Origin of the sequence: Mesorhizobium sp. M4B.F.Ca.ET.058.02.1.1, from assembly GCF_003952505.1 — a bacterium.
Classification (GTDB): Bacteria; Pseudomonadota; Alphaproteobacteria; order Rhizobiales; family Rhizobiaceae; genus Mesorhizobium.
Map to the genome: position 1 here is coordinate 3,801,004 of NZ_CP034450.1, position 16,776 is coordinate 3,817,779.

Annotated in this window: 15 protein-coding genes and 1 pseudogene; 6 read left to right on the plus strand and 10 right to left on the minus strand. The window is 64.4% G+C overall.

The window, feature by feature from the left end; all coding sequences use genetic code 11:
* Positions 1–129: 129 nt before the first annotated feature.
* The 5 genes from EJ073_RS18530 to ugpC all read left to right on the plus strand — a co-directional run bounded on the left by EJ073_RS18530 (position 130) and on the right by ugpC (position 5,376).
* On the plus strand, positions 130–1,404 hold the full coding sequence (locus EJ073_RS18530; protein ID WP_126057029.1) for an extracellular solute-binding protein: 1,275 nt from the start codon (positions 130–132) through the stop codon (positions 1,402–1,404).
* A gap of 107 nt (positions 1,405–1,511) precedes the next feature.
* Positions 1,512–2,378 carry a sugar ABC transporter permease gene (locus tag EJ073_RS18535; RefSeq protein ID WP_126057030.1) on the plus strand — a complete coding sequence of 289 codons (867 nt, stop codon included), beginning with the start codon at positions 1,512–1,514 and terminating at the stop codon, positions 2,376–2,378.
* Positions 2,375–3,202, plus strand: coding sequence for a carbohydrate ABC transporter permease (locus tag EJ073_RS18540; RefSeq protein ID WP_189375563.1), 828 nt, complete (start codon positions 2,375–2,377; stop codon positions 3,200–3,202). The genes EJ073_RS18535 and EJ073_RS18540 overlap by 4 nt, the downstream gene beginning before the upstream one ends.
* A 15-nt stretch (positions 3,203–3,217) precedes the next feature.
* Entirely contained in the window at positions 3,218–4,264 is a 1,047-nt protein-coding gene (locus tag EJ073_RS18545) for an NAD(P)-dependent alcohol dehydrogenase (RefSeq protein WP_126057032.1), read from the plus strand.
* A gap of 2 nt (positions 4,265–4,266) precedes the next feature.
* Entirely contained in the window at positions 4,267–5,376 is a 1,110-nt protein-coding gene (ugpC, locus tag EJ073_RS18550) for a sn-glycerol-3-phosphate ABC transporter ATP-binding protein UgpC (RefSeq protein WP_126057033.1), read from the plus strand.
* On the opposite strand, the gene EJ073_RS18555 is transcribed toward ugpC, so the two are convergent.
* The 9 genes and pseudogenes from EJ073_RS18555 to gcvA form a co-directional block, all read right to left on the minus strand.
* Complete coding sequence (locus EJ073_RS18555) at positions 5,369–6,955, minus strand: FGGY-family carbohydrate kinase (RefSeq protein ID WP_126057034.1); 1,587 nt, start codon at positions 6,953–6,955, stop codon at positions 5,369–5,371. The genes ugpC and EJ073_RS18555 overlap by 8 nt on opposite strands.
* On the minus strand, positions 6,952–7,635 hold the full coding sequence (locus EJ073_RS18560) for an HAD-IA family hydrolase (RefSeq protein ID WP_126057035.1): 684 nt from the start codon (positions 7,633–7,635) through the stop codon (positions 6,952–6,954). The genes EJ073_RS18555 and EJ073_RS18560 overlap by 4 nt, the downstream gene beginning before the upstream one ends.
* A gap of 20 nt (positions 7,636–7,655) precedes the next feature.
* Positions 7,656–9,133: pseudogene (locus EJ073_RS18565) on the minus strand (mannitol dehydrogenase family protein).
* A 173-nt stretch (positions 9,134–9,306) separates the two neighbouring features.
* Positions 9,307–10,077, minus strand: a complete 771-nt coding sequence (locus EJ073_RS18570) for an L-iditol 2-dehydrogenase (protein ID WP_126057036.1) — start codon at positions 10,075–10,077, stop codon at positions 9,307–9,309.
* Entirely contained in the window at positions 10,074–11,078 is a 1,005-nt protein-coding gene (locus tag EJ073_RS18575) for an ABC transporter ATP-binding protein (protein ID WP_126057037.1), read from the minus strand. The genes EJ073_RS18570 and EJ073_RS18575 overlap by 4 nt, the downstream gene beginning before the upstream one ends.
* A gap of 52 nt (positions 11,079–11,130) precedes the next feature.
* The gene (locus EJ073_RS18580; RefSeq protein WP_126057038.1) at positions 11,131–11,955 is read right to left on the minus strand and encodes a carbohydrate ABC transporter permease; all 825 of its coding nucleotides are present in this window, start codon (positions 11,953–11,955) and stop codon (positions 11,131–11,133) included.
* Between the two features lie 11 nt (positions 11,956–11,966).
* Positions 11,967–12,839 carry a sugar ABC transporter permease gene (locus EJ073_RS18585; RefSeq protein ID WP_126057039.1) on the minus strand — a complete coding sequence of 291 codons (873 nt, stop codon included), beginning with the start codon at positions 12,837–12,839 and terminating at the stop codon, positions 11,967–11,969.
* A 140-nt stretch (positions 12,840–12,979) separates the two neighbouring features.
* The gene (locus EJ073_RS18590; RefSeq protein WP_126057040.1) at positions 12,980–14,290 is read right to left on the minus strand and encodes a sugar ABC transporter substrate-binding protein; all 1,311 of its coding nucleotides are present in this window, start codon (positions 14,288–14,290) and stop codon (positions 12,980–12,982) included.
* 195 nt (positions 14,291–14,485) lie between these two features.
* Positions 14,486–15,394, minus strand: a complete 909-nt coding sequence (gene gcvA / locus EJ073_RS18595) for a transcriptional regulator GcvA (RefSeq protein WP_126057041.1) — start codon at positions 15,392–15,394, stop codon at positions 14,486–14,488.
* Positions 15,395–15,503: 109 nt separating this feature from the next.
* On the opposite strand from gcvA, the gene EJ073_RS18600 reads away from it, so the two are divergent.
* Entirely contained in the window at positions 15,504–15,689 is a 186-nt protein-coding gene (locus tag EJ073_RS18600) for a hypothetical protein (protein ID WP_126057042.1), read from the plus strand.
* Between the two features lie 21 nt (positions 15,690–15,710).
* On the opposite strand, the gene EJ073_RS18605 is transcribed toward EJ073_RS18600, so the two are convergent.
* Positions 15,711–16,667, minus strand: a complete 957-nt coding sequence (locus EJ073_RS18605) for a sugar-binding transcriptional regulator (RefSeq protein ID WP_126057043.1) — start codon at positions 16,665–16,667, stop codon at positions 15,711–15,713.
* Between the last annotated feature and the right edge of the window lie 109 nt (positions 16,668–16,776).

Genomic DNA, 16,776 nt, shown 5'->3' on the forward strand with positions numbered 1-16,776 from the left:
GGGGCTTCTAGCGTGCCCCTTTGCAACTCCTCATTTTGGCGACGGGTGGCAAGTTGCTCGGGCGACGGTGAGGGTCGCTTAGCCCGAGGACAGCCGCTTCCCGCGACGATTCCTGGAGGAGAAAAACCAATGAAATCAACTCGGCTCGCTGCCAGCCTGGGCGCAGCTTTCGTGCTTACCGCATCCGCTTCAACGATGGCGCTGGCACAGGCGCCGGTCTGCTCGGCGCCGGTCAAGGTGCTGGCGCAGCCGCGCGACGGACTGACGCTGCTGGAGGACTCCAAGGACGAGTTCAAGAAGCTCTCCGGCGCCGGCTTCCAGATCGACTACCTCAACGAGAACGACCGCCGGGCAAAGTCGCGCGCCGATGCGTCCACCGTCGGCAACTACAACGTCTACTATGTCGACGAAGCCAATGTCGCGCTGTTCGCGTCGTCCGGCTGGATCGCGCCGCTCGCCGATTATTATCCGGCCGAATACGACTTCGCCGACTTCGATCCGGGCCGGCAGAAGGTCGCCACCTATGACGGCAAGGTCTGGTTCGCGCCGCTGACCGGCGGCGGCGACCTGATGGTCTATCGCAAGGACATTCTGGAGGCCGCCGGCATCCAGCCGCCGAAGACACTGGACGATCTGCTCGCCGACGTGCCGAAGCTGACCAATGCCGACAAAGGCATGTACGGCATCGCGCTGCGCGGCGCGCGCGGCTCGGGCGCCAATGTCTGGCGCTGGATGCCCTACTTCAAGGCCTATGGCGGCAAGTGGTTCGACGGCGACAAGCCGGCTTTCAATTCGGACGCCGCGGTCAAGGCGACCGAGACCTACCTCAAGCTGTTCAAGGATTCGGCGCCCGGCACGCAGACCGGCAGCTGGGATGAATCGACCGGCGCCTTCCTCTCCGGCCAGGTCGCTATCCTCGTCGAATCGACGCCGCTGTCGGGCATGGCGGTCGATCCGAAAACCTCGCAGGTGGTCGGCAAGGTCGGCTTCCTGCCGCCGCCCGCGCCACTGCCTGGCGGCGGCTACGGCCATGGCCTCGCCATCGCGACGAAGGCCAATCCGGACGACGCCTCGAAGAAGTGCGCCGGCTTGTTCGTCGCCTGGGCGACATCGAAGGAGAACGAGAAGCGCCGGCTCGACGCGCACCAGTTCGGCGAGCTCAACCGCACCAGCATCCTGTCCAGCAAGGAATTCGCCGACATCTACGGCGCCGATCTCGGCCAGGCGCTGGCCGAAACCGGCAAGGTGACGGCGGTGAACTTCTGGCAGGATCCGCGCTGGCCGGATCTCGGCGACCGCTGGGGCATCATCCTCGAAGAGCTGGTCACCGGCACGCGAACCGACATCAAGGGCAGCCTCAACGAGCTCGAGGCCTACGCCAACGAGCTGGTGAAGAAGAAGTAGTCCTCCCGTCCGCGGCGCGCGGTCCACGGCATTCGCCGAAATGCCGGACCTGCGCGCCGCGGGTTCTTCAGACCCGCCAACACCCGAAAGGCCCGCGAGGATAGGCCATGCGCCGACGCTCTTCCCTGCCCGTCACATTTCTTGTCCCGACGCTCGCCATCCTGCTGGTGCTGTCGATGGTGCCGACGCTCTACGCCATCGTCATCGCCCTGCAGAACCGCGAGCTGAGTTCGCCGGGCTATTCCTGGGTGTGGTTCTCGAATTTCGCCGAGCTTTTCCTCGACCGCCGCTTCCTCAACGCCGTCTGGGTCTCGGTCAAATGGGAGATCGTCACCGTCGTGGCGACCATGGTGGTTGCGATCGGGCTCGGCGTGCTGATGTTCGAAGTGGCGTCGCCGCGGCTGCGCAACATCTATTGCCTGCTGTTCATCATCCCGGTGCTTTTGCCGCGTGTCTCGGCGGCCTTCGTGTGGAAGTTCGCCTACCATCCGCTCTATGGCATCGCCACCTATCCCTACCGGCTGGTCACCGGCGGACTGATCTTCGATCCGCTCTCCAAGGCCTCGACCGCGCTGTTCGCAGTCGCCTCGGTCGATGTCTGGCAATGGGGGCTGTTCTTCGCCGTCATCATACTGAAGTTGCTTGAAACCTTGCCGCCGCAGCCGATCGAGGCGGCGCGGCTCGACCATGCCAAGCGCTGGCAGATCCACACCTATGTGACGCTGCCGATGCTCAAGGCGCCGCTGATCAGCCTGATGTTCGTCAAGATGATCGAGTCGCTGCGCTCCTTCGACCTGATCTATGTGATGACGCGCGGCGGGCCGGGCGTCGCGACCGAGACGCTCGATATGTATGCCTTCTCGCAAGGCTTCATCGAGTCCGGCAAAGTCTCCTACGCCTCGGCGATGGCCGTGCTGATGATGATCGCCACGGTCATCACCTTCACGCTGCTGTGGAAGCGGGTGCAGGCATGAAGCAATATCGGATAAGACCGGGCCGCCTGATCGCCAAGGCCATCCTGGCGCTGGCCGGATTCCTCGCCGTGTTTCCGCTCGTCTGGACGGCGCTCAATGCGCTGAAGAACAATGTCGACATCATCACGCGGGTGCCGCGCCTGGTGTTCACGCCGACGCTTGCCAACATCGCCTACATTCTCGGCCGCGACAGCGTCTTGACCGGGCTCTACAACTCGGTCGTGGCCTGCGGTGCGGCGGTGCTGATCGGCATCGTGCTCGCCCTGCCGGCGGCCTATGCGGTGGCGCGCTATCCCAACCGCTTCGCCGGCGACATCCAGTTCTTCGTCTTGTCGCTGCGCTTCCTGCCGCCGGTGGCGGTGGCGATTCCGCTGATGGTGATCTGGCTGCAGGTCGGGTTCTACGACACGCTGCCGGCATTGATCGTCACCTATTCGCAGCTCACCATCTCGGTGATCATGTGGCTCGCCATTCCGGCCTTCCAAAGCGTGCCGAAGGAGATCGAAGAAGCGGCCTTCGTCGACGGCTACGGCGCCTATTCGGTGTTCTGGCGCATCGCGCTGCCGGTCGCCGCGCGCTCGCTCGCCGGCGCCATCGCGTTCAGCTTCGTGCTGGTCTGGAACGAGTTCCTGATCGCGCTGATGCTGTCCAGCTCCAACGCCAAGACGCTGCCGATCGTCGCTTCGGAACTGTCGCAGCAAGGCATGAACGTGCCGTGGGGCATCCTCAACGCCTCGGTCGTGTTGCTGTCGCTGCCGCCGCTGCTGTTCCTCGGCGTGCTCAGCGGCTTCCTGAATTCCGTTTTCCGGCAAAAGAAGACTTGATGCGAGGATTACCCGATGCAGGCACTGGTACTTGAGAAAAAGGGCGAACTGTCGCTGCGCGAGATCGCGCTGCCGCTCGACGTCGGACCGGACGACGTCAGGATCGCCATTCACACCGTCGGCGTCTGCGGCAGCGACGTGCATTACTACACGCACGGCGCCATCGGCAGCTACATCGTGCGCCAGCCCATGGTGCTCGGCCATGAGGCGTCAGGCACGATCGTCGAGGTCGGCGCCAACGTCGCGAGCCTGAAGGTCGGCGACCGCGTCTGCATGGAGCCCGGCGTGCCGAACCTGTCGTCGCGCGCGACGAAGCTCGGCATCTACAATGTCGATCCGGACGTGCGTTTCTGGGCGACGCCGCCGGTGCATGGCGTGCTTGCGCCTTTCGCAGTGCATCCGGCGGCCTTCACCTACAGGCTGCCGGACAATGTCTCCTTCGCCGAAGGCGCCATGGTCGAGCCCTTCGCCATCGGCATGCAGGCAGCGGCGCGGGCGCGCATCGTGCCCGGCGATGTCGCCGTTGTCGTCGGCTGCGGTCCGATCGGCATCATGATCGCGCTTGCCGCATTGGCCGGCGGTTGCTCGAAGGTGCTGATCTCCGATTTCTCGGCGCCCAAGCTGAAGATCGCCGCGCAGTATCAAGGCATCATGCCGGTCAATATCGGCGAGCAGTCGCTGGTCGACGCCGTCGCGGCCGCGACCGGCGGTTGGGGCGCCGACATCGTATTCGAAGCCAGCGGCAACCCGAAGGCCTTCGCCAATTTGTTCGACATCGTGCGGCCAGGCGGCGCGGTGGTGCTGGTCGGACTGCCGGTGGAACCGGTCAGCCTCGACGTGCCGGCGGCGATCTCGAAGGAGGCGCGCATCGAGACGGTGTTCCGCTACGCCAACATCTTCGACCGCGCCCTGCAGTTGATCGCTTCCGGCAAGGTCGACCTCAAGCCGCTGATCACCGGCACCTATGATTTCTTAGACAGCATCAAGGCGTTCGAGCGGGCGGCGGCAGGCAAACCGCAGGACGTCAAGCTGCAGATCCTGCTTACCGGCGAGAAGGGCTGATCATGTCCGCAATCGTCTGCTCCCATGTCGACAAGGCCTATGGCGCAACCACCGTCATCCGCGACCTCAACCTCAGCATTGAGGAGCATGAATTCGTCGTGTTCCTGGGGCCGTCCGGCTGCGGCAAGTCCACGCTGCTCAGGATGCTCGCCGGGCTGGAGGACATCACTGGCGGCGAGGTGTCGATCGGCGGCAAGGTGGTCAACGACCTCGAGCCCGGCGACCGCGGCATCGCCATGGTGTTCCAGAACTACGCGCTCTATCCGCACATGACGATCTTCGACAACATCGCCTTCGGGCTCAGGCGACAGAAAGTGGCGGCGGCCGAGATCAGGAAACGGGTCGAGGCGGTTGCCAGCACGCTTGGGCTGGAACCCTATCTCGGCCGCAAGCCGACCGAGCTCTCCGGCGGCCAGCAGCAGCGCGTGGCAATCGCACGCGCGATGATCAAGACGCCCAAGGTGTTCCTGTTCGACGAGCCCCTGTCCAACCTCGATGCCAAGCTGCGCAATCACATGCGCATCGAGATCGCAAGGCTGCACCAGTCGTTGAAGACGACGACGGTCTACGTCACCCACGACCAGCTCGAGGCGATGACGCTGGCCGACCGCATCGTGCTGCTCAAGGACGGCGTCATCGAGCAGGTCGGCTCGCCAGCCGAGATCTATCGCCGGCCGGACAATCTGTTCGTGGCCGGCTTCATCGGCACGCCGAACATGAATTTCGTCGAGGTGGCGATCGGCCGGGCCGGAAATGGCTGGACGCTGACCGGCGCCGGAACGGTACTTTCAATAGACGGCTCGGGTTTCCATCTCCAGCACGGTGATCGCGCCATGCTCGGCATCCGGCCTCCCGACCTGAAGACGGCCGGCGCCGATGGCCGGAGCCTCTTGCAGGGCACCGCCGATCTCATCGAATTCCATGGTAACGACGCGCTGGTGACGTTCGGCTCTGGCGGCAGGGAGATCAGCGCGCTGGTGCCGGCCCGCGAATGCCCGGCCTTGCGCACGCCGGTCCGCTACACATTCGACGAGGAAAGCATCCACCTCTTCGACGCGACTTCGGGCGCATCGCTACGCAAGCCGGAACGAAACGGCAGCCTGCTCAGCTGATCGCGTCGAGCGCCTGCCGCTGCCGGTGCATCTCCAGGAAGATGCGGTAGTCGCGGTCGAATCGGGCGCCGGCCGCCGGATTGGCGGCGCGCTTCCTGCCGCCCTGCTGCATGGCGACGCAGGCCGCGTTGAGATCCGGGTAGAGCCCGGCGGCGGTGGCAGCCACCATGCCGGTGCCGAGCAAGACCGCCTCGTCGGCCAGCGGCTCGATGACCGTGCAGCCGGTCGCGTCGGCGTAGAGCTCCATCAGCAGCGGGTTCTTGGTGTGGCCACCGGTAACGTGCAGAGTGTCGATCAGGTAGCCGTTCTCGTTCAGCGCCTCCAGCACGTGACGCACGCCGAGCGCGATGCCGACGGCGGTGCGCCAGTAGAGCTTGCACAGGCTGTCGAAGGAAGAGTCGAGCGTCAGCCCGCTGACGACACCGACGGCGTGCGGGTCGGCCAGCGGCGAGCGGTTGCCATGGAAATCCGGCAGCACGTGCAGTCTCGCCGCCAATGCCTCGCCCTCGGCGGCGCGCAGTTCGGCGACTCGGCTGGCGATCTTCGCATGCATCGCTGTATTCGGCTCGCCACCGGCGCCATGCCAGCGGATGATGTGGTCGAGCAACGCGCCGGTCGCCGACTGGCCGCCTTCCGACAGCCAGAGCGTCGGCAGCGCCGCGCCATAATATGGCCCCCACACGCCGGCGAAGGGCTGCGGGTCGGGCGACATCGCCATGACGCAGGAAGAGGTGCCGGCGATCAGCGCCAGATGCCGGCTGATGTTCTTTTCGTCGCCGGCAAAGCCACCGAGGACGCCGAGCGCGCCGGCATAGGCGTCGATGACGCCGGCGCCGACCCGGCATTTTTCGGTCAGGCCCAGCTCTGCCGCCGCTTGCGCCGTCAACGGGCCGATATCGGCGCCAACCGGACTGGCCTTTTCCGGCAAATTGCCGTGCTCGAACAGGTCGCCGAGGCCAACGGCCTCGAAGAAGTCGCGCCGCCAGCTTGTCTTCTCATGCGCCAGATAGGTCCACTTGGCGGTCAGCGTGCATTGCGAGCGAGCCAGCGAGCCGGTCGCCTTCCAGGTCAGGAAATCAGTGAGGTCGAACAGATAGCCGGCTTCGTTCCATGTTCCGGGCAAATGGCGCTTCAGCCACATGAGCTTGGGCGTCGCCATTTCCGGCGACATGACGCCGCCGATATAATCGAGGACGGCGTGGCCGCTCGCCGTGCATTCGTCGGCTTCGGCGATGGCGCGATGGTCGAGCCAGACGATGGTGTCCCAGCGCTTTTCGCCGGTGACCGAAACACTGAGTTGTTCGCTATCCCTGCCTCGCACCACGAGCGAGCAGGTGGCGTCGAAGGAAATGCCGACGACATCATCGGCCGCGACCCCGGCCTTGGCGACGGCGGCGCGCACGGCCTTGCAGACGGCCGACCAGATATCGCGCGAATCATGCTCGGCGTGATCGGCCTTGGGCTGATGCATGGCGATCGGATGATCGGCGCGCCCGAGCAGGGTGCCACGGGAGTCGAGAATGCCCGCGCGGGCGCTCCCGGTGCCGACATCGACCGCGCAAACGAAACTGTTGGTCAAGATGCTTTTACTCTCGCTCCCAGGCCTGCAATCAGATCGGGCAATTGCAGCATGTCAGCGAATATAAAGTCCGGTTCACTCGACGCAAGCCGCGCTTTCAAGGCGGGGTTGTCGGCATGCGAGCCGCCGGTGAAGGCAAAGACCCGCATCCCCGCCGCGCGGGCCGCGGCGACGCCGGCCGGACTGTCCTCGATGACCAGGCATTTGCGCGGTTTTGCCCGCATGCTGGCGGCGGCATGGAGGAAAAGGTCCGGCGCCGGCTTGCCGCGCTTGACCATGGCGGCGCTGAACAAATGCGGCTCCATCAGCCCGAGCAGCCCGGTGACCTCGAGCGCGTAGCGGATGCGCTCCAGCGTGCCGGAGGACGCGACACAAAAAGGCAGGCCAAGTTTCGGTAGCACCTCCTTGATGCCGGGGATCGGCTTCAATTCCTCACGGAACTTGCGCATCAGGTCGACGCGCATCGTGGTGAGGTGCTGGTCGCTGATCTCGAGCCCAAACTCGCTGCCGAGGATCTCGCGCACGCTCTTCATGCTCTTGCCGAGGAAGTGCTCGTAGGCGGCATCCTCCGAGACCATGCCGCCGGCGAGCGCGATCATGCCGAGCAGTGCCGAGACCGACAGCGCCTCGCTGTCGACCAGCACGCCGTCACAGTCGAAGATGACCAGTTCAGGCGTCATCCTGGCTGCTTCCGGCGGCTTCAGAGCTGGCCGGCGAGATAGCGCGTCAGCGTCTCGCGCGCGCCGTTTGCCCACAAGACGTCGAGCGCATGGGCAAAGGCCTCGGCGAAGGCGGCGGAACGGCCGACATCGCCATAGATGTCCTCCATGGCAAGCCAGGCGCCGGGGGCGTCTTTCGCCGCCCTGGCGGTCGCCCGCAGGCGGTCCCAGCTCGGATCGTTCGGTTCGATGACGGCGCCGCTGTCGGTGGTGCCGAAGCAGTAGCGGCACCACAGCGCGGACTCCAGCGCGAGGCCGGCGACGCCCTTGCCCGCCGTCAGCCGGTCGGCGATGGTCGGAATGATGAATTTCGGCTGCCGGTTGGAGCCGTCGAGGCAGAGCCGGCGGATGGTGTCGCCGATCTTTGGATTGGAGAAGCGGCGCTCGATGAGCTGGTAGTAATCCTCCAGCACCGTATCCGGCACCGGCGGCACGGTCGGGATGATCTCGTCGCGTTCCAGCTTGGCGAGGAAACCGCGAACCAGGGGCTCCTGCATCGCCTCATGCACGAAATGGATGTCCATCAGCCCGGCCGGATAGGCGATCGTGGCATGGCCGCCATTGAGGATGCGGATCTTCATCAATTCGTAGGGCGCGACGTCCTTGACGAACTGCACGCCGACCTTTTCCAGCGGCGGCCGTCCGGCGGTGAAATGATCCTCCAGCACCCATTGCCGGAACGGCTCGCAGAACACCGGCCAGTTGTCCTCCAGCCCGAAATCGCTGGCGAGGATGCCGCGCTCGCGGTCGGTGGTGGCCGGCGTGATGCGGTCGACCATGCCATTTGGAAAGGCGACGTTGTCCTTCACCCAGGTGGCGAGAGCCTCGTCGATCAGCCGCGCCAGGCCGATGACGCCGTCGGAGGTGACGTGGCCGTTATGGGGGATGTTGTCGCAGGACATGACGGTGAACGGCACGATGCCGTCGGCGCGACGGCGCACCAGCCCGGCAAGGATGAGGCCGAACACGGTCTTCGGCGTGGCACCTGCTTGCGCGTCGGCGACGATGTCGGGGTGGGTCGGATTGAACTCGCCGGAAGCCGGATCGATGAAATAGCCGCCTTCGGTGATGGTCAGCGAGACGATCCGGATCGCCGGGTCGGCGAGCTGTTCGATGATCGCGGCGGCTTCGCCCGGCATCAGGAAATCGATCATGCCGCCGGTGACGCGGGCGCTCATATGGCCGGAGTCCTGCTCGACCACCGTGGTTAGCCAGTCCTGCTCCTCGAGCTTGGCGCGGCCGATCTTCTCGCCCGCGAAGACGCCGGCGCCGATCAGCGCCCAATCATGGCCAAGGCCCGCGTTGAACAGGTCGTCGAGATAGACGGCCTGGTGCGAGCGATGAAAGTTGCCGACGCCGAAATGTACGATGCCGGCCTTAAGCCCGGCGCGGTCATAGTTCGGACCGGAGACGTTCGGGGGAGCTTGGCAAGGTTTGAGGAAGAGAGTTTAACGGTCATCTGCTTTACCCTTTGGCCGATACATGGCCTGACAATTCCCCCGATCCCTCGAGAGAAGGAGCGGCGGTGAGGGGCGGCATCTGCCTGCCAGCATTCTGCTGCCCCTCGCCTGCCCCGGCGGCGGCCTCTCCCCGGAGGCAGGGAGAGGCGCCTTCCCCCTCAACTCATCCCCGTCAACTCATCCATTGGCCGCCATCGACATTGTAGGTCTGGGCGACGATGTATTCGGCCTCTTCGCTGGCCAGGAACACGGCCATGCCGGCGAGGTCTTCCGGCCTGCCCATGCGCCCATATGGCACGCCCTCACCAACCAGCCGCTTCTTCTCGCCCTTCGGCCGGTTCTCGTATCTGGCGAACAGCGCATCGACCTGGTCCCACATGTCGCTGTCGACGACGCCGGGAGCGATGCCGTTGACGTTGATGCGGTGCTTGATCAGGTCGAGCCCGGCCGACTGGGTGAGCGAGATGACGGCGGCCTTGGTGGCGCAGTAGACCGCGACCAGCGGCTCGCCACGGCGGCCGGCCTGGCTTGCCATGTTGATGATCCGGCCGCCCTTGCCCCCGGCGATCATCGAACGGGCAGCCGCCTGCAGCATGAACAGCGTGCCGGCGACGTTGACCGAAAACAGCTTGTCGTAGCTCGCCCTGGTTATCTCGACGATCGGCGCGAGGTCGAAGATGGCGGCGTTGTTGATCAATATGTCGAGGCCGCCGGTCCTGGTCTCCACCGCTTTCACCGCCGCCTCGATGGAGGCCTGATCGGTGACGTCGAGCTTGACGGCGTAGGCCTTGTCGCCGATAGCGGCCGCCGTCCTTTCGGCGGCCGCCAGATCGATGTCGGCAACCGCCACTGTCGCACCCTCGCGCGCGTAGGCTTCGGCGAACGCCTTGCCGATGCCGCGCGCCGACCCGGTGATCAGCGCCGATTTGCCTTTGAGCCTCACCGGGCCATCGCCTTGCCGTCGGGCCCGAAGCGATGCAGCTTGGTCTGGTCCGGCGTCAGATAGATGGTGTCGCCATGATGGACGCCGAGCTCGCCGTCGGCGCGCACCGTCAAGGTGCCGACGCCGTCGGCCTGGACATGCAGGAAGGTGTCGGAGCCGAGATGCTCGGCGACGCCGACGGTCGCCTTCCAGTCGCCCGCCGTGGTCGAGATGTTCATGTGCTCGGGCCGGATGCCGATGGTCTTGGCGCTGTATTTCGCCGCCGGCGCGCCTTCGATCAGGTTCATCTTCGGCGAACCGATGAAGCCGGCGACGAACAGGTTCTTCGGCGTCTTGTAGAGCTCCATCGGCGAGCCGACCTGCTCGACATTGCCGGCGTTGAGCACGACGATCTTGTCGGCCATGGTCATGGCCTCGACCTGGTCGTGGGTGACGTAGATCATCGTCGTCTTGAGCTGATGATGCAGTTCGCTGATCTCCAGGCGCATGGTGCCGCGAAGTGCGGCGTCGAGGTTGGACAGCGGCTCGTCGAACAGGAACGCCGAAGGCTGGCGCACGATGGCGCGGCCAATGGCGACGCGCTGGCGCTGGCCGCCGGAGAGCTGGCCCGGACGACGCTCGAGGTAGTTGGTGAGGTTGAGCACCCGCGCGGCGTCCTTGACCTTCCTGTCGATGGTCGCCTGGTCCTCGCCCGCCATCTTCAGCGGGAAGGCGATGTTCTTGGCGACCGTCATGTGCGGATAGAGCGCATAGGACTGGAACACCATGGCCAGCTTGCGCTTGGCCGGCGCCTCGCCGGTGACGTCGCGGCCGTCGATGTTTATGGTGCCGCCGCTGGTGTCCTCCAGCCCGGCGATCAGCCTGAGCAGCGTGGACTTGCCGCAGCCCGACGGACCGACGAACACGACGAACTCGCCATCCTCGATGACCAGGTCGATGTTCGGAATGATCGTCGTCGACCCAAAGGATTTGGAGACGTTCTTGAGCGTGATGTTTCCCATGGTTTCCTCCCCGAGGGATTATTGTCCGTCGTCCGCCGCTTGCGGCGCCCTACTACTTCACCGCGCCGAATGTCAGGCCGCGCACCAGCTGCTTCTGGCTGAACCAGCCCATGATCAGGATCGGCGCGATCGCCAGCGTCGAGGCCGCCGACAGTTTGGCCCAGAACAGGCCTTGCGGGCTGGAGAAGGAGCTGATGAAGGCGGTCAGCGGCGCGGCCTCGGTGGTGGTCAGCCGGATCGTCCAGAAGGCTTCGTTCCAGGCCAGGATGATGTTCAAGAGCATGGTCGAGGCAATGCCCGGCACCGCCATCGGGGTGAGCACATAGACGATCTCGTTCCATAGCGAGGCGCCGTCCATGCGCGCCGCCTCCAGGATCTCGCCCGGGATTTCGCGGAAATAGGTGTAGAGCATCCAGACCACGATCGGCAGGTTGATCAGCATCAGCATGACCATCAGACCGACGCGGCTGTCGAGCAAGCCGGTGTCGCGGAAGATCAGGTAGATCGGGAACAGCACCGCGACCGCCGGCATCATCTTGGTGGACAGCATCCACATCAGGATGTCCTTGGTGCGCTTGGTCGGCGAGAAGGCCATCGACCAGGCCGCCGGGATGGCGATGATGAGCGCCAGGATGGTCGAGCCAACCGACAGGATCACCGAATTCAGGAAGAACTTGAAATAGCCGCTCTGCGCCTGGACCTCGGAATAGCTCTCGAACGTCCCCGAAGGGATCAGGGCGAAGCCCTGGATCGCCTCCTGCTCCGATTTGAACGAAGTGATGATCGTGTAAAGGATCGGGAAGAAGATCAGCAGGGCGACGATCCAGGCCGCCACCGTGGCGATCGTCTTGTGCTGGGTGGTGACTGCGCGTGCCATCTTATCCTCCCTTACTTATCGAGGTTCTTGCCGACTGCGCGCATGGCGAAGAAGGCGACGATATTGGCGAGAATGACGGCGATCACGCCACCGGCGGATGCCTGGCCGATTTTGAATTCGAGCAGCGCCTTCTGATAGACGAGGAAGGGCAGGTTGGTGGAGGCGTAGCCGGGGCCGCCATTGGTTGTGACCAGGATCTCGGCGTAGACCGAGAGCAGGAAGATCGTCTGGATCAGGATGACGACGGTGATGGCGCGCGACATGTGCGGCAGCGTCAGATAGATGAAGCGGCTAAGGAAGCCGGCGCCGTCCATCTCGGCCGCCTCCTTCTGCTCGCCGTCGAGCGACTGCAGCGAGGTCAACAGGATCAGCGTGGCGAAGGGCAGCCACTGCCAGGCGACGATGATGATAACGGCGGTCAGCGGATGCTGGCCGAACCAGTCGATCGGCTGGCCGCCGAAGAAGCGCGCAATATCGGCGAAGACGCCGTATTGCGGGTGCATGATCATGTTCTTCCAGACCAGCGCCGCTACCGGCGGCATGACGAAGAACGGCGAGATGACGAGGATGCGGACGATGCCTTGTCCCCACATCGGCTGGTCGATGAGCATCGCCAGGAGGATGCCGCCGACCACCGTGATCACCAGCACGCTGACGACGATGGTCAGCGTGTTGAGAATGGCCGCAAAGAATGCCGGGTTGGAGTAGAACAGCTTGTAGTTGGAGAACCAGACAAAACCGTCGCGGATCGGGTTCAGCGGATTGTATTGCAGGAACGAGAACCAGAGCGTGAAGGCCAGCGGCACGATCATCCAGACGAACAGTAGGATCACCGATGGCGCCATCATGAAGCGGGCAAGCGAACGGGTCTGCTGAGTAGCCATGACGGTCACCCTCCAAATGTCAGCCGGATTTTAGAGTTGCGTCACAATTTTCTTGATTGTGAAGGTGGCCGCCCGAACTGGGTTTCGGGCGGCCAATGCCGGTCATGATGCGCTACCGGCGTTCGGCACCGGGAGGAGCCTTACTTGATGTAGCCGCCCTCGGTCATCGCCGCGGTGGCTGCGTCCTGGGCCTGCTTCAGCGCGTCGTCGACGCTCGACTGGCCGGCGAGGGCCGCCGAGAACAGCTGGCCGACGGTGGTGCCGAGACCCTGGAACTCAGGAATGGCGACGAACTGCACGCCGACATAGGGCACCGGCTTGACCGTCGGATGCGTCGGGTCGGCCGCGTTGATGGAGTCCAGCGTCATCTTGGCGAAGGGCGCCGCCTTCTGGTACTCGGCGTTGTTGTAGAGCGAGGTGCGCGTTCCCGGCGGAACGTTGGCCCAGCCTTCCTTCGCCGCGACCAGATCGAGATAGCCCTTCGAGGTTGCCCAGGAGACGAACTTCTCGGCCGCTTCCGCCTTCTGCGTGCCGGCGGGAATTGCCAGCGACCATGCCCACAGCCAGTTGCCGCGCTTGCCCAGGCCATTGTCGGGCGCCAGCGCATAGCCGACCTTGTCGGCGACGGTGGAGTTCTTCGGGTCTGAGACGAAGGAGGCGGCGACGGTGGCGTCGATCCACATGCCGCACTTGCCCTGCTGGAACAGCGCCAGGTTCTCGTTGAAGCCGTTGGACGAGGCGCCCTCAGGACCGTCGGCCTTCATCAGGTCGACATAGAACTGCAGCGTGTTCTTCCATTCGGGCTGGTCGAACTGCGGCTTCCAGTTCTCGTCGAACCAGCGGGCGCCGAAGGAGTTCGACATGGCGGTCAGGAAGGCCATGTTCTCGCCCCAGCCGGCCTTGCCGCGCAGGCAGACGCCGTTCACGCCGTTGGCGCGGTCGGTCATCTTGTCGGCGGCCTGCTTGATGAAGTCCCAGGTCGGCGCATCGGGCATGGTCAGCCCGGCCTTCTCCATCAGGTCCTTGCGGTACATGACGAAGGAGCTCTCGCCGTAGAAGGGCGCGGCATAGAGCTTGCCGTCGACCGATAGGCCGCCAGCGATAGCCGGGATGATGTCCTTTACGTCATAGTCGTCGCCGAGCTTGTCGAGCGGCAGCAGCCAGCTCTGCTTGGCCCAGATCGGAACCTCATAGGTGCCGATGGTCATGACGTCGTACTGGCCGCCCTTGGTGGCGATGTCGGTGGTGACGCGCTCGCGCAGCACGTTTTCTTCGAGCGTGACCCAGTTCAACTGGATGTCGGGGTTCTTCTTGGTGAAGTCGTCGGTCAGCTTCTGCATGCGGACCATATCGCCATTGTTGACGGTGGCGATGGTGATGGATTCGGCATGCGCGGCGAACGCAAGGGCGCTAGCCGACAACAGGCCCAAAGTGAGCGTGCGAAGTTTCATCAAATTCCTCCCATAAACCAAAGTGAGCATTTGCCTTGGCTGTGAGCAATTACTCACTTAGCGTGAATTATGTCAAGCCGGATTCGATGCTGCAGCGCAGCACAAATGACCCATGCACCGCTGCGCGAAAGCTCACAGGCGGATGCGTTGAGAGGAGCCGGCAGAGTTTACCAGCGACGGTTTTTGGAGATCAGCCTATTGGCAGGCGATCTCGGCCAGGATCCAGTCGCGGAAGGCGCGGATTTTCGGCACGTTGCGGCGCGCCGACGGATAGACCAGCCAATAGGCATGGCCATCGTCGCCGACCAGATCGAAAGGCTGGATCAGCCGCCCGTCGGCAAGTTCGTTCTTGAACAGGGCCCTGGTGACGATCGCCACGCCCTGGCCGGCCATCGCGGCATTGGCCTCATAGGCTTGCGCGCCCATGCTGGTGCCGGGGCGATTGGCGAGCTCTTCGGCCGGGAGACCGGCGAGTGCGAACCACTCCTGCCACCAGATGTCGCCCGGATCGAGGATCGGGAGCTTGAGCAGGTCGGCCGGCTCCTTGACACCGCCGATACTTGCCGCAAGCTTGGGGCTGAGCACCGGGGTGAAATCGGCCCTGAACAGCATATGCGTTTCCACGCCCGGCCATTTGCCGCCGCCGGAACGGATGGCGATGTCGATATCTTCTCGGGCGAAATCGACGACACGGTTCGAGGTGTCGACACGCACGGCGAGCGAGGGATGCGCGACTTGGAAGGAGCCCAGATGCTGGGCCAGCCAATTCGAAGCGAAGGTGAGCAGGGTGGAGACGCAAAGCACGCCGTCGGCCCCCGCACGCGCGGCCGAATAGGCGCCGCTCAGCAGCGCAAAAGCCTCGCTGACGGCCGGCGCCAGGCGCTGACCGGGTTCGGTCAGTTCGATCTGCTTCGGCAGGCGGAGGAACAGCGGCGCGCCGATACGCTCTTCGAGCAGCTTGATCTGATAGCTGGCGGCCGCCTGCGTCATGCCAAGCTCTTCGGCGGCCTTGGTGAAGGAGAGGTGCCTGGCTACGGCCTCGAACACGCGGATCGCTTGCAGCGGCGGGAGCTGGGCAAACTGTCGGGCGGTGAGATCGGGCATAAGGCCTCTTTATGGGTCATGATCGACGTTTGATTGGAAGCATCTGCCAATCATCCCGATATTTGGGGTCGACGATCAACACAGTTCAAGCATAGCAAGGCTGACGATCATGACCACGATCCAGGAAAGACTTGTTTCTACCCCTGCGAATGGCTGGTTTTCCGTGCTGGCAAGGGAATTTTCGCGGTTGGCGCGCCGCAGGCGCAGCTATGTCGACGTCAGGGAATTGTCGCCCCATCTGCAGCGTGACATGGGTTTTCTTGATGGCAACGATCCCTGCGGACGCCACAAATAGACATCGCGATTTTATCGCCAATCAACTGGCCAGCAGCGCGGACGCCGTCCGCTCGTCGGTGATGAGGCCGTTGACCAGACGCCGGTTCACGGCGGCAAGGATGCCGGGCAATTTGCGCTCACCCATGGCGAGCGCGATGACCAGCGACCTTTCGCGCGACGGCAGCGCCGCTGAGGACACGCGGTCATTGGTTATGCCCTCGATCATGCGGCCCTCGCGGTCGAACACCCAGCCGACGATCTCGGCGATGCCGCCCGCTTTCTGCAGCGACTTCAACTCGCCCTCGGAAATGAAGCCGTCCTCATAGAGCGGGGCCTTGGGGCCGAGATCGCCGATGCCGACGAAAGTGACGTCGGCTTCCGCCGCCAGCGCCAGCGTCGGCTGGATCATCGGCTGGCTGAGCAGCATGTCCCGCTCTTCCGGCGAGGAGGCGATGACCGGCAGCGGCATCGGGAAGGAGCGTGCCTTGACTCGATCGGCCATGGTAAAGATGACGTTGTAGAAGGCGGCCGAGCCATCCGGCGAGATGTTGCCAGTTAGCGACACCACCTTGTGCTGCGGGCATTCCATCGGCGGCAGCTGCTCGATCGCCGCCTTCAGCGTGCGCCCGGTGCCGATCGCCATGACCAGGGGTTCCGGGGAACGCAGCCGCCGCTCGATTTCCGCCGCCGCCGCCTCGGCGACGCCGATCGTCGTCGAGGACGAGGTGGGATCGCTCGGCACCACTTCGACCAGATCGAGCGCGAAGCGCGATTTGAGCCGCGCCGCGAGGTCGAGGCAATTGGCGATCGGGTGGTCGACACGCACCTTGATCAGCCCTTCCGAGACCGCCAGCGACACCAGCCGCTGCGCCGTCTGGCGGGAAATGCCAAGCGTCAAGGCGATCTGGTCCTGCGTGTTGCCGGCAACATAATACAGCCAGCCGGCGCGCGCCGCGTCGTCCAACCGGTTGCTGCCGCTGTCCTGCCGCGAATTCACTTCTGCCTCCCAAACCCGCCCAACAGGGCGCGGGTACCACTAGCTTACAGGGAATGTGCCAACGCGCAATTGCCTATCGACAGGGCAATTGCCTGCACTCCCGATGCGA

Coding starts and splice junctions, on each gene's coding strand:
- EJ073_RS18540 (WP_189375563.1), top strand. CDS start 2,375: ATGAAGCAATATCGGATAAGACCGGGCCGCCTGATCGCCAAGGCCATC.
- EJ073_RS18600 (WP_126057042.1), top strand. CDS start 15,504: ATGACCACGATCCAGGAAAGACTTGTTTCTACCCCTGCGAATGGCTGG.
- EJ073_RS18590 (WP_126057040.1), bottom strand. CDS start 14,290: ATGAAACTTCGCACGCTCACTTTGGGCCTGTTGTCGGCTAGCGCCCTT.
- EJ073_RS18575 (WP_126057037.1), bottom strand. CDS start 11,078: ATGGGAAACATCACGCTCAAGAACGTCTCCAAATCCTTTGGGTCGACG.
- EJ073_RS18580 (WP_126057038.1), bottom strand. CDS start 11,955: ATGGCACGCGCAGTCACCACCCAGCACAAGACGATCGCCACGGTGGCG.
- EJ073_RS18585 (WP_126057039.1), bottom strand. CDS start 12,839: ATGGCTACTCAGCAGACCCGTTCGCTTGCCCGCTTCATGATGGCGCCA.
- ugpC (WP_126057033.1), top strand. CDS start 4,267: ATGTCCGCAATCGTCTGCTCCCATGTCGACAAGGCCTATGGCGCAACC.
- gcvA (WP_126057041.1), bottom strand. CDS start 15,394: ATGCCCGATCTCACCGCCCGACAGTTTGCCCAGCTCCCGCCGCTGCAA.
- EJ073_RS18560 (WP_126057035.1), bottom strand. CDS start 7,635: ATGACGCCTGAACTGGTCATCTTCGACTGTGACGGCGTGCTGGTCGAC.
- EJ073_RS18545 (WP_126057032.1), top strand. CDS start 3,218: ATGCAGGCACTGGTACTTGAGAAAAAGGGCGAACTGTCGCTGCGCGAG.
- EJ073_RS18535 (WP_126057030.1), top strand. CDS start 1,512: ATGCGCCGACGCTCTTCCCTGCCCGTCACATTTCTTGTCCCGACGCTC.
- EJ073_RS18530 (WP_126057029.1), top strand. CDS start 130: ATGAAATCAACTCGGCTCGCTGCCAGCCTGGGCGCAGCTTTCGTGCTT.